The 11,719-nt window shown below is 71.1% G+C and carries 9 protein-coding genes; 2 read left to right on the top strand and 7 right to left on the bottom strand.

Annotated features, from left to right (window positions below; all coding sequences use genetic code 11):
• The first annotated feature begins 180 nt into the window (after nt 1-180).
• Together AC07RV_RS34360 and AC07RV_RS34355 are read left to right on the top strand one after the other, a co-directional pair.
• Nucleotides 181-1,761, top strand: a complete 1,581-nt coding sequence (locus AC07RV_RS34360) for a serine hydrolase domain-containing protein (protein ID WP_296777350.1) — start codon at nt 181-183, stop codon at nt 1,759-1,761.
• Nucleotides 1,762-1,911: 150 nt separating this feature from the next.
• On the top strand, nt 1,912-2,094 hold the full coding sequence (locus tag AC07RV_RS34355; protein WP_143129335.1) for a hypothetical protein: 183 nt from the start codon (nt 1,912-1,914) through the stop codon (nt 2,092-2,094).
• Nucleotides 2,095-2,123: 29 nt separating this feature from the next.
• Here AC07RV_RS34355 and AC07RV_RS34350 read toward each other — a convergent pair whose 3' ends face one another.
• The 7 genes from AC07RV_RS34350 to AC07RV_RS34320 form a co-directional block, all read right to left on the bottom strand.
• Nucleotides 2,124-2,453, bottom strand: a complete 330-nt coding sequence (locus tag AC07RV_RS34350; RefSeq protein WP_093354716.1) for a Rieske (2Fe-2S) protein — start codon at nt 2,451-2,453, stop codon at nt 2,124-2,126.
• 14 nt (nt 2,454-2,467) lie between these two features.
• Entirely contained in the window at nt 2,468-2,845 is a 378-nt protein-coding gene (locus AC07RV_RS34345) for a c-type cytochrome (RefSeq protein ID WP_366928589.1), read from the bottom strand.
• Nucleotides 2,809-3,267 (bottom strand): RidA family protein, encoded by a 459-nt coding sequence (locus tag AC07RV_RS34340; RefSeq protein ID WP_093354718.1) that lies wholly within the window; start codon nt 3,265-3,267, stop codon nt 2,809-2,811. The genes AC07RV_RS34345 and AC07RV_RS34340 overlap by 37 nt, the downstream gene beginning before the upstream one ends.
• Entirely contained in the window at nt 3,264-4,319 is a 1,056-nt protein-coding gene (locus AC07RV_RS34335) for a transglutaminase family protein (protein WP_296777359.1), read from the bottom strand. Before AC07RV_RS34335 ends, AC07RV_RS34340 begins: the two co-directional genes overlap by 4 nt.
• 15 nt (nt 4,320-4,334) lie before the next feature.
• Complete coding sequence (locus AC07RV_RS34330) at nt 4,335-5,144, bottom strand: basic amino acid ABC transporter substrate-binding protein (RefSeq protein ID WP_296777364.1); 810 nt, start codon at nt 5,142-5,144, stop codon at nt 4,335-4,337.
• Nucleotides 5,145-5,209: 65 nt separating this feature from the next.
• On the bottom strand, nt 5,210-8,008 hold the full coding sequence (locus AC07RV_RS34325) for a circularly permuted type 2 ATP-grasp protein (protein WP_296777369.1): 2,799 nt from the start codon (nt 8,006-8,008) through the stop codon (nt 5,210-5,212).
• 143 nt (nt 8,009-8,151) lie between these two features.
• Nucleotides 8,152-11,679, bottom strand: a complete 3,528-nt coding sequence (locus AC07RV_RS34320) for a transglutaminase family protein (protein WP_296777371.1) — start codon at nt 11,677-11,679, stop codon at nt 8,152-8,154.
• Nucleotides 11,680-11,719 lie beyond the last annotated feature (40 nt).

Here is an 11,719-nt window from a genome sequence, read left to right as displayed (position 1 = left end):
GGAACGAAACGGGGCGGGGCGCCTAGCGTTTTCCCGTCGGACCAAAGTGGCACTGTCGCGTGCGCGACGCGTGTAATAGGAACCTCCGACGGGGTTTCCCCTGGCGGGGCCGACAGGCGAATGACAGTTGCGCGGTCCACACTCGGCGAAGAACAACGACAGCTCCCGGAGACCGCCGCCATGCCGCCACTTCCTTCTTCCTCCTCCTCTTCTTCCTTCCCCGCGCTCTCGCGCCGAGGCGCGTTGCGCCTGTCGCTCGGCGGCATGGCGATGGCCTCGGTGCCCGGCCTCGGCTGGGCCGCCACCGGGCTGGCCGCGCCCGTGCCTGCCGACGGCCTGCCGCGCGGGCGGCCCGAGGCGCAGGGCGTGTCGTCGGCGGCGATCCTGGCCTTCCTCGACGAGGCCGAGCGCGGCGCCTTCGAGCTGCACGGCTTCATGCTGTGGCGCCGCGGCCAGGTGCTGGCCGAGGGCTGGTGGGAGCCCTACGGTCCGCAGCGCCGCCACATGACGCATTCGCTGACCAAGAGCGTGACCGTCTGCGCGGTCGGCATGGCGGTGGCCGAGGGGCGCTTCGGGCTCGACGACAAGGTGGTGTCCTTCTTCCCCGAGCACCTGCCGCCGGTGGTGAGCCCGAACCTCGCGGCGATGACGGTGCGCGACCTGCTGACCATGCGCACCGGCCATGCCGCCATGACCTCGGGCTCGGTCTGGCGCCAGATCCGCACCAGCTGGATCGCCGAGTTCTTCAAGATCCCGGTGGTGAATCCGCCCGGCACGCAGTTCGTCTACACCAGCGCCGCCACCTACATGCTGTCGGCCATCGTCACCAAGACCACGGGCCAGCCGGTGGCCGACTACCTCAAGCCGCGCTTCTTCGATCCGCTGGGCATCACGGGCTACGAATGGGAGGTCGGGCCCGAGGGCATCTCGCCGGGCGCCAACGGCCTGAGCTGGAAGACCGTCGATTCGCTCAAGCTCGGCATCCTGCATGCGCAGAACGGCGTGTGGAACGGCAGGCAGGTGCTCACGAAGGAATGGGTCGACGCGGTGCACCAGCCGCACACCAAGGACAAGTACGGCTACCAGTGGTGGCTGGGCCCGAACGGCGCCTACAACGCCGACGGGCTGTTCGGCCAGTACGCGGTGGTGTTCCCCGCGCACGACGCGGTGCTCGCGATCAACGCGGCGCTGCCGCCGAAGGCCGGCTTCAACGCGGGGCTGCTCTACAAGCATTTCCCGGCCGCGTTCGAGAACGCACCGGCCGATGGCGGCCAGGCCAGCGCCGCGCTGCGCCGGCGCATGGCGGGCCTTCGTCTGCTGCCGCCGGTGCGGCCGACCGCGTCGCCGGTGGCCGCGGCCGTGTCGGGCCAGCGCTACGAGTTTCCCGACAACCCCGACAGGATCAAGGCCGCGCGCCTGGATTTTGGCGCCGAGGCCTGCAGCTTCACGCTCGAGGACGAGCGCGGCACGCACACGGTGCAGGTGGGCCTCAGGAAGCCGATCGAGGGCGACACCACCATGACCGGCAACCGCCTGCACCACGAGTACCAGCCCGCGGTGATGCGGGTGGTGGCCAGCGGCGAATGGCTCGACGAGCGCACCTTCGTGATGAGCTGGACCTTCGTCGAGTCGGCCTTCCGCGACACCGTGACCTGCCGCTTCGCCTCGCGCTACCTGCGGCTCGACCGCAGCGTCAACGTGAACTCGAGCGCGACCGAGATGCCGACCCTGACCGGTGCGCGCGCGGTGAAGGCGGCCTGACAACTACGGAAGGTCGTAGGCCTTGCAGGCGCGGCACGGCGGCGGCGATGGCCTGTTGTCCTGCACGCGGCGGCGGCGTCCGCAACCTTTGGCGACACGCTGCGACGGATTAAAACCTCTGGTATCGAAAACCAAATGGAGGCCCGATCCGTGAATGAAGAACATCACTACCTCGACCAGTTCGAAAGCTTTCTGAAGCGCCGCGAGCAGGCGGCCGACATCTCGGTCAGCGTCACGGTCGAGATCGAGGAGCGGCAGCCGCGCGGCGTGCCCGAGAACTTCTGGACCGGCGCCGAGGCGCGCACGGCTGAACGCGGCGTGGCCGCGCATTAGATCCTCGATGCCGGGGCGCCCGCTCCGGCTCAGGCCGCGCGCAGCCAGACCTTGCCGTCGGCCGACTCTTCCACCGCCAGGGGCACCAGGCGCGCACCCTTGCAAGGACCGCCCACGCACAAACCGGTGTCGGGCTCGTAGATCGCGCCGTGCCGCGCGCACATCAGGAAGCGGCCCGAGCGCTCGAGCACCTGGCCCTCGAAATCGATCGGCCCGCCCACGTGCGCGCACTGGTTGAGGTAGCCATGGACCCGGCCCTGCCAGCGCACGACGAAGGCCGGGCCACGGCCCGGCGCCTCGAACTTCACCGCGTCGCGGGATTCGGGCAGCACGTCGCAGATCAGCAGTGCATCGGTCATGGTCTCGAAGACATTCAGGGCGGGGAGGGCTGCGACAGCACCCACTGCGCGAGTCGGCGCGATTCGTCGAGGCTCATGTGGGGCTGGCGCGGCATGATGACGCGGCCCCAGGCACCGACGCTGCCGTCGCGCAGCTTGTCGGCCAGCCGGGCCGGTGCCTCGGGGTCGTGGCGGTAGCGCGCCGCGATCTGCGCGAAACCCGGGCCCACCTGCTTGCGCACCATGCCGTGGCAGCTGAGGCAGGCATAGCGCGCGACCGGCTCGCGCAGCGGCGCCGGGATCTCGTCGGCCGCGGCCGCCAGCGGCGCGATGGCCGCGAGCGGCAGTGCCAGCCACAGGGACCGCGGCAGGCGAATCAGCCGATCTCCGCGATCAGTTCGATCTCGACGCAAGCGCCCATCGGGATCTGCGCCACGCCGAAGGCGCTGCGCGCATGCGCGCCCTTCTCGGGACCGAAGACCTCGGCGAACAGTTCGCTCGCGCCATTGGTCACGAGGTGCTGCTCGGTGAAGCTGCCGACCGAGTTGACGAGGCTCATCACCTTGACGATGCGCTTGACCTTGTCGAGGTCGCCCACGGCCGCGTGCAGCGTGCCCAGCAGGTCGATGGCGACCGCGCGCGCGGCCTGCTTGCCCTGCTCGGTGCTGACGTCGGCGCCGAGCTGGCCGGTCCAGACCTTGCCGTCCTTCTTGGCGATGTGGCCCGACAGGAACACGAGGTTGCCGGTCTGCACGAAAGGCACGTAGGCGGCGGCCGGAACCGAGACCGGCGGGAGGGTGATGCCGAGGCTGGAAAGCTTGTCGTAGACGCTCATGAAGAAGGCTCCTGGTGAGACGGTGGTGAAGGCGGCCGCGCGGAGGGCGGCTGCGGGGAATCGACCGGCGTTTGTACCGGCGAAGCCGCGATCGTAGGCGACGCCGCGGCCGAAGGCCCTGCGCCGCCGGGGGCTTGCGGCGACTCGAGCTCGTCGACCGGCTGCACCGTCACGCCCACGTGCAGCGTGTGGCGCGCGCCGCCATGCAGCACGCCGCGCATCGGCGAGACGTCGGAGTAGTCGCGGCCGATCGCCAGCGTCACGTAGTCCTCGCCGGGCTGGCGGCCGTTGGTGGGATCGAAGTCGGCCCAGTCGCCGGCGCTGTCGGGGCCGTCGCCTTCGCCGGGCAGGTAGACCGAGACCCAGGCGTGCGAGGCATCGGCGCCGATCAGCCGCGGCTGGCCCGGCGCCGGCTGCGTCAGCAGGTAGCCGCTGACGTAGCGCGCCGGCAGGCCCATCCCGCGGAAGCACGCGATCATGATGTGTGCGAAGTCCTGGCACACGCCCTTGCGCTGGGCCAGCGCCTCGGCCGCGGGCGTGTTGATCTCGGTGCTGTCGGCGTCGTAGTCGAAGTCGCGGTGGATGCGCTCGGTGAGGTCCATCGCCACGTCGAAGGCCGGGCGGCCCGGCGCGAAGCTCGCGCGCGCATAGGCGACGAAGTCGTCGTGGCGCGGCACGTAGGGCGAGGGGAAGACGAACTCCGAGGCCGGGTCGAACAGCGCGTCCTTGCGGAAGCGGAAGCGCTCGCGCACCGACTCCCACGGCAGCTCGCGCGCCACCGCGCTCGAGAGCACGGGCGCCGAGGTCTCGACCACGCTCTCGGCCGTGACCACCAGGCTGTCGTGCGTGGTGTCGAGCGCGAAGAAGGCGCGCACGTTGCCGTAGAGGTCGGCCTGCTCGACGCGCTGCGCGGGCGAGGGCTCGATCGCGAGCCGGTGGCTCAGCAGGCGCTGCGAGGGCGTGACCAGCGGCCGCAGGTGCGCGAGGTGCTGCGCGGTCTCGACCGGCGGCGAATACTCGTAGCGGGTTTCGTGGGTGACGTGGAGTCGCATGGCGCGGGTGCGAGATTACTTCGACGCGGCGCCGAAGTGCGCGGCGTAGATGCGGTCGTAGCTGCCGTCGGCCTTGATCTCGGCCAGGCCCTTGTCGAGCTTGGCGAGCAGCTCGGCGTTGCCCTTCTTCACGGCGAGGCCGTACTGCTCGGTCGCGAAGCCGGCATCGCTCACGGTCTTGAAGCCCGCGCCCGCGTTGTTCGCGAGGTAGTGCGCCACCACGCCGTTGTCGGCCACCACTGCCTGCACGCCGCCGGCCTCGAGCTCCTTGAGCGCGAGCGGCGTCGATTCGAAGCGCTTGATGTTGGCGCTCGATTTGCCCAGCAGCTTGCCGACCACTTCGTCGCCGGTGGTGCCGTTCTGCACGCCGACCTTGAGCGTCTTCAGGTCCTCGAAGCGGGTCACGCTCGCATCGCTCTTGATCGCGATCAGCTGGCGCGCATCGAAGTAGGGCTGCGAGAAGTCCATGGTCTGGCGGCGCTCGGGCGTGATGGTGATGGCCGACACCAGGAAGTCGCGGTCGCCCTGGTCCAGCGTATTGAAGATGCCTTCCCACGGCGTGTTGACGAACTTCACCTCGATGCCGGCCTTCTTCGCGACGGCATTCACGACGTCGATGTCGAAGCCCACGATCTCGCCCTTCTCGTTCTGCGATTCGAAGGGGGTGTAGGCGGCATCGGTGCCCACCACCAGCACGCGCGCGGCGGGTGGCGCTGCCGAAGCGGCGGCGGGCGCGGCGGCTTCCTGCTTGCCGCAGCCGGCGAGCGCGAGGACCGCGGCGAGGCCGGCGGCGGCCCGTGCGAAGCGTCGGTGGATGATGGTCATGGGGAGCCCTCCTGAGGTTGTCGTTGTTGGTGAATGGTCGGTCGCGCGGCGCGCGCAGCGCGGGCTCAGGCGCCCACGGAGCGCAGCGATTCGGAGGTCAGCGTGAAGTAGCGGATGCCGATGGCATCGGACACGTGGTAGGCCGCGGCCTCGCAGTGCGCGAGCAGCGCGGCCAGCGCCGCATAGGGGCCGTCCTCGCCGCCGGCGGGGCCGGGATCGCACAGGTGCTCGAGCGTCCAGGTGGCCGGGTCGGGCAGCTCGTACGACAGCGCCGTGAGCTTGCCGGGCGCGCTGCCCGCGAGCCGCGCGATGCGCCCGCGCAGGGTCTGCGTGACCCAGGCCAGCGAGCGCGGGTTCTCGGCGTCGAGCACCAGCAGGTCGACCAGCGTGGCGACATCGCGGCGCTGCTGGTAGCGCGCATGGAAGGTGATGGTGCTGTCGAACAGCGCGACCATGGCCTCGAAGCCGCTGACCTCGTGCACCGCGTGGTTCTGGAAACCCGCGAGCAGGGCGTTGGCGAGGAAGCTCAGGCGCTCGATGTGGCGGCCGATCGACAGCAGCCGCCAGGCATCGTCGCGCGTCATGCGGTCGGTCTGCGCGCCGGTCATGGCCGACAGCGCCGAACTGGCCGATTCGAGCGAGCGCAGCGCCGCGCCGGTGGCGAAGCTGCCTTCGCCGGCCTGCTCGGCGGCGCGGCGCAAGAAGTCGGCCTCGGCGCGCACGATCTGGTTCCAGTGGTCGGGCGAGAGCCGCTCGCGCACCGCGGCCGCGGCCTGGCGGATGCTGCGCAGGCTGTAGCCCACGCTGCCGCCCTGCGCCACGTCGCCGAGCTCGGCGATCAGCGCGCGCTCGAACACGCGGCGCGACTGCGGCGCGCTCGGCACGCCGGCCGGCACCAGCGCATTGCGCGCCGCCATGCGGTGCAGCCATTCGAGCAGCGGGCGCGAGGACTGGTCCTCGCCGCCGAGGATGTTGAGCGTGAGGCGCGCCAGGCGCACCGCGTTCTCGGCGCGCTCGGTGTAGCGGCCGAGCCAGAACATGTTCTCGGCCGCGCGGCTGGTGACCGGCGCGCGGTGCCGCGCCAGCGAGGCCGGCGTGGCCTGCGGCTGCAGCAGCGTGGTGCGGTCGACCTCGCCATGGGTCTGCACCCAGACGTCGGCGCTGCTGCCGCCGCGCTGCATCGAGGCGATCTGCGCATCGGGTCCCGCGAGCCGCGCCAGCCCGCCGGGCAGCACGCGCCACGACTGCGCGCCGTCGCTGACCGCGAACACGCGCAGCAGAACCGCGCGCGGCGCGATGTGGCCGGGCCCGAGGTCGCTGGCCCAGGTCGGCATCTGCGACAGCGGCAGGTAGCTCTGCACCGTGTGGGCCTCGCCCTCGCGCACGATGCGCCCGGCCCATTCGTCGAGCTCGCGGCGGCCGAACTGGCGGCCCAGCACCGCGTCGAAGCTCGCGCGGCCGTCGATGCCCGGGTAGGTGGGCTTGATGAAGCAGTCGCCGAGCTGCGGCAGCACGGCTTCGAGCGCCGCGCGCTCGCCGCACCACCAGGTGGGCAGCGCGGGCAGCAGCAGCTTCTCGTCGAGCAGGTGGCGCGCCAGGCCGGGCAGGAAGCCCAGCAGCGCCGGCGATTCGAGGAAGGCCGAGCCCGGCATGTTGGCCACCAGCACGTTGCCGGCGCGGATCGCCTGCAGCAGGCCCGGCACGCCGAGCGTGGAGTCGGGGCGCAGCTCGAGCGGGTCGAGGAACTGGTCGTCGAGCCGCTTGATGAGCCCGTGCACGGGGCGCAGGCCCTGCAGCGTCTTGAGGTACAGGCGCTGGTCGCGCACCGTGAGGTCGCTGCCCTCGACCAGCGTGACGCCGAGGTAGCGCGCGAGGTAGGCGTGCTCGAAGTAGGTCTCGTTGTAGGGGCCGGGCGTGAGCAGCGCGATGTGCGGCGGCACGCCGGCCGGGCACATGCGCTGCAGGCCGTCCATCATGGCGCTGTAGGTGGCGGCCAGCCGCTGCACGTGCAGCGCCTCGAAGGCCTGCGGGAACTGGCGCGTGATGGCGAGCCGGTTCTCGAGCAGGTAGCCCAGGCCCGAGGGCGCCTGGGTGCGCTGCGACACCACCCACCAGTTGCCGTCGGGGCCGCGCGCGAGGTCGAAGGCCGCGATGTGCAGCCAGGTGTCGCCCGGCGGCTTCACGCCGTGCAGCGCGCGCAGGTAGCCCGGATGGCCGCGCACCAGCGCGGGCGGCAGCAGGCCTTCGGCGAGCAGGCGCTGCGGGCCGTAGACGTCGGCCATCACGCGGTCGAGCACGCGCATGCGCTGCAGCACGCCGGTCTCGATCTGCGCCCAGCTCTCGGGCGAGACGATCAGCGGGAACAGGTCGAGCGACCAGGGCCGCTGCGGGCCGTGGGTGGCGTCGGCGTAGACGTTGTAGGTGACGCCGTTGTCGCGGATCTGGCGCTCCAGGCTGACCGCGCGCCGCGGCAGGTCGCCGAAGCCGTCGGGGCCGAGCTGTTCGAAGAAGGCATGCCAGGGCGGCAGCAGCGGGGGCTTGTCGCCGGGGGCGGCGGCCGACGAGGCGGGGTCGGCGGAGGGCGCGCGCGGGGGCGGGGATGCGGATTGCGATTGCGACTGGGTCGGGCCGGACCCGGCGCCCTGGGCCTGGGACTGGCTCTGCGTGCCCGCCGTCGCGTCGTGCAGGTGCGGCCCCGCGGGCGCTGCCGGCCCGGCGGCGGGCCGTGCCGCGGCCTCGGGCGTCGCCGTGCCGCGCAGCTCGTCGAAGTGGCCGGGCAGGGCGGCCGGGGCGAGCGCCGACGCCAGGGCGGCTGGAAAATCCAGCGCCTGGGCATCGAACAGGGATTCGTTGAGGGGTTCCACAGGGTTGGGATTGTCACATTGCCGTCACCGGCCCCGGTGGCGATGGCGTGCGAAATGCCCGCCGCAGCCATCGGTGTGGGCGCCACGACACAGCCGGCTGTCCGGCCCGCCACCCCGAAGGGCCGGCGGGCGCGCGGCGCCGCTCAGCGCCGCAGGTCGAGCGTGAACGGGAATTCGCGGCTGCCGGGCACCTCGATGGTGGCGGCCGGCGTGCGCATCAGCCCCGGCGTGTGGCCGGTGCGCGTGAAGCGCGACAGGCGCCGGCTCTCGGCCTCGTAGGCATTGACCGGGAAGGTCTCGTAGTTGCGTCCGCCCGGATGGGCCACGAAGTACTGGCAGCCGCCCAGCGAGCGCTTCATCCAGGTGTCGACCAGGTCGACGGTCAGCGGCGCATGGGCCTTGATGCTCGGATGCAGCGCCGAGGGCGGGTTCCAGGCCTTGTAGCGCACGCCGGCCACGAACTCGCCGGTCACGCCCGTGGGCTGCAGCGGCAGCACGCGGCCGTTGACGGTGACCACGTGGCGGCTCTCGTTGAGGCCGGTCACGCGCACCTCGATGCGCTCGAGCGAGGAGTCGACGTAGCGCACCGTGCCGCCGGCCGAGCCTTCCTCGCCCATCACGTGCCAGGGCTCGAGCGCGTTGCGCAGCGAGAGCTCGACGCCCATCGCCTGCACCTGGCCCACGAGCGGGAAGCGGAACTCGAAGTGCGGCGCGAACCAGTCGGGATCGAAGGCGAAGCCGGCCTGGCGCATCTCGCTGATGACGTCGTCGAAGTCCATCTTGACGAAGGTCGGCAGCAGGAAGCGGTCGTGCAGCTCGGTGCCCCAGCGCGTGACGGGTGCCTTGTAGGGTTCGTCCCAGAAGCGCGCCACCAGCGCGCGGATCAGCAGCTGCTGCGCGATGCTCATGCGCGCATGCGGCGGCATCTCGAAGGCGCGCAGCTCGAGCAGGCCGAGGCGGCCGGTGCTGGAGTCGGGCGAGTAGAGCTTGTCGATGCAGAACTCGCTGCGGTGCGTGTTGCCCGAGACGTCGATCAGGATGTTGCGCAGGGTGCGGTCGACCAGCCAGGCCGGCATGTGCTGGCCATAGAGCTCGCGGTTCTTCGCGATCTCCTTGAGCGCGATCTCGAGCTCGTAGACCTGGTCGTTGCGCGCTTCGTCGACGCGTGGCGCCTGGCTGGTCGGGCCGATGAACATGCCCGAGAACAGGTAGCTCAGCGAGGGATGGTTGTGCCAGTACAGCAGCAGGCTGGCCAGCAGCTCGGGCCGGCGCAGGAAGGGGCTGTCGGCCGGCGTGGCGCCGCCCATCACGAAGTGGTTGCCGCCGCCGGTGCCGGTGTGGCGGCCGTCGGTCATGAACTTCTCGGCCGACAGCCGGGTCTCGAACGCGGCCTGGTAGAGGAATTCGGTGTGGTCGACCAGTTCCTTCCAGTTGTGGGCCGGATGGATGTTGACCTCGATCACGCCGGGGTCGGGCGTGACCTGCAGCATCTTCAGGCGCGGATCGCGCGGCGGCGGATAGCCTTCCATCACGATGCGCACGCCGAGTTCGCGCGCGGTGGCTTCGACGGCGGCGACCAGGTCGAGGTAGTCCTCGAGGCGTGCCAGCGGCGGCATGAAGACGTAGAGCACGCCCGAGGCGCTGCCCTTCTTCTCGGCCGCCGGGCCGTTGGCGCGGCGCGGGTCGCGCACCTCGACGCACAGCGCGGTGCGCGTGACCCAGTGGGCCGATTCGCCGCGCAGCGGCTGGCGCGTGGCGGCGGTGTCGAGGGTGGCGTCGGCATCGGAATCGGCAGCACTGCCGTCGCCCGGGCCTTCACCGGTGCCGGTCCCCGGCCCCTGCATGCGCAGCGTGGCCGGCACGGCCGCGGGCGTGCCGAAGGCATAGGGCACGGCGCCCAGGTCGGCACCGGTGCCGCCGGTCGCGCCCACGGTGTAGCGCGCGCGGTAGTCGGCCGCGCTCGGCAGCGCGCCGCGCGCCGCGGTCGGGTCGCGCTCGATCAGGTAGGGGTAGTCGCCCTTGCTGGCCCAGGGTTGCGAGTCGAGCGGCAGGCGGTAGCCCATCGGCGAATCGCCGGGGATCAGGTAGAGGCGGTCGTCGCGCAGGAACCAGGGGCCGGTCTTCCAGGCCGGGCCCTCGAGCGCGGGCGCGTCGCGGTTCGCGTTGCCGGGCTCGATCGGCAGCATGTAGCCGATCACCGCGTCGAGCTTCTGCGTGAACACGCGGCGCAGGCGCACGCGTTCGAGTTCGTCGTCGAGCTTCGAGTCGAAGGGGTCGACGTTGACCGGCAGGCGGCGTTCGCGCCACAGGTAGTAGTAGATGTCCTCGAAGCCCGGCTGCACGTAGCGGTCGGTCAGGCCGAGCTTGCGCGCCAGCAGGCTGGTGAAGCGGCGCGCGTCCTCGCTGGTGTAGTGGGTCGGGAAGCGCTCGTCGGCGAACAGCTCGGGGTCGTGCCACAGCGTCTGGCCGTCGGCGCGCCAGAAGATCGACAGCGCCCAGCGCGGCAGCTGCTCGCCCGGGTACCACTTGCCCTGGCCGAAATGCAGGAAGCCGCCCTGGCCGTACTCGGCGCGCAGTTTGTGGACCAGCTCGGTGGCGTAGCCGCGCTTGGTGGGGCCGAGCGCGTCGGTGTTCCACTCGGGCGCGTCGCGGTCGCTGGTGGCCACGTAGGTGGGCTCGCCGCCCATCGTGAGGCGCACGTCGCCGGCCTGCAGCCGCGCGTCGACCGCGTCGCCCAGGGTCAGCACCTCGGCCCATTGCTCCTCGGTGTAGGGCTTGGTCACGCGCGGCGATTCGTAGATGCGCGTGACCTTCATGTCATGGCCGAACTCGACCTTCGATTCGTCGACGCCGCCCTCGATGGGCGCGGCGCTCGAGGGCGTGGGCGTGCAGGCTAGCGGGATGTGGCCTTCGCCGGCCAGCAGGCCCGAGGTGGCATCGAGGCCGATCCATCCGGCGCCCGGCAGGAACACCTCGCACCAGGCATGCAGGTCGGTGAAGTCGACCGTGGTGCCGCTCGGGCCGTCGAGCGCCTTCACGTCGGGCGTGAGCTGGATCAGGTAGCCCGAGACGAAGCGCGCGGCCAGGCCGCAGTGGCGCAGCAGCTGCACCAGCAGCCAGCCCGAGTCGCGGCAGGAACCGCTGCCGTTGGTGAGCGTTTCTTCCGGCGTCTGCACGCCGGGCTCCATGCGGATCAGGTAGTTGACGTCCTGCTGCACCTGCTGGTTGATGCCGACCAGGAAGTCGATGGTGCGCTGTTCCTTGCGGTCGATCTTGTCGAGGTAGGCCGCGAGCAGCGGCGTGGGCTCCTCGGTGACCAGATAGGGCGCGAGCTCCTCGGCCTGCGAGGGCGTGTAGGCGAAAGGAAAGTTCTCGGCCTGCGGCTCGAGGAAGAAGTCGAAGGGGTTGTAGACCGCCATCTCGACCACGAGGTCGACCGTGACCTTGAACTCGCGCGTCTTCTCGGGGAACACGAGCCGCGCCTGGTAGTTGGCGAACGGGTCCTGCATCCAGTTGACGAAGTGATCCGCGGGTTCGACGCGCAGCGAGTACGAGATGACGTTGCTGCGGCAATGCGGTGCCGGGCGCAGCCGGACGACCTGCGGGCCGAGTTGCACCAGGCGGTCGTATTTGTAGTGGGTGACGTGGTGGAGCGCGGCGTGGATGGACATGCGTTTTTGTGTGCAGTACTGGCAGATTGCATCGAAAAGA

Source organism: Variovorax sp. GW821-FHT09B01 (genome assembly GCF_059418345.1).
This window is presented reverse-complemented; position numbering and strand designations above follow the sequence as displayed.

Excerpts from the sequence above, each read along its gene's own strand:
- AC07RV_RS34360 (WP_296777350.1), top strand. The coding sequence starts at position 181 with ATGCCGCCACTTCCTTCTTCCTCCTCCTCTTCTTCCTTCCCCGCGCTC.
- AC07RV_RS34330 (WP_296777364.1), bottom strand. The coding sequence starts at position 5,144 with ATGACCATCATCCACCGACGCTTCGCACGGGCCGCCGCCGGCCTCGCC.
- AC07RV_RS34350 (WP_093354716.1), bottom strand. The coding sequence starts at position 2,453 with ATGACCGATGCACTGCTGATCTGCGACGTGCTGCCCGAATCCCGCGAC.
- AC07RV_RS34335 (WP_296777359.1), bottom strand. The coding sequence starts at position 4,319 with ATGCGACTCCACGTCACCCACGAAACCCGCTACGAGTATTCGCCGCCG.
- AC07RV_RS34340 (WP_093354718.1), bottom strand. The coding sequence starts at position 3,267 with ATGAGCGTCTACGACAAGCTTTCCAGCCTCGGCATCACCCTCCCGCCG.
- AC07RV_RS34320 (WP_296777371.1), bottom strand. The coding sequence starts at position 11,679 with ATGTCCATCCACGCCGCGCTCCACCACGTCACCCACTACAAATACGAC.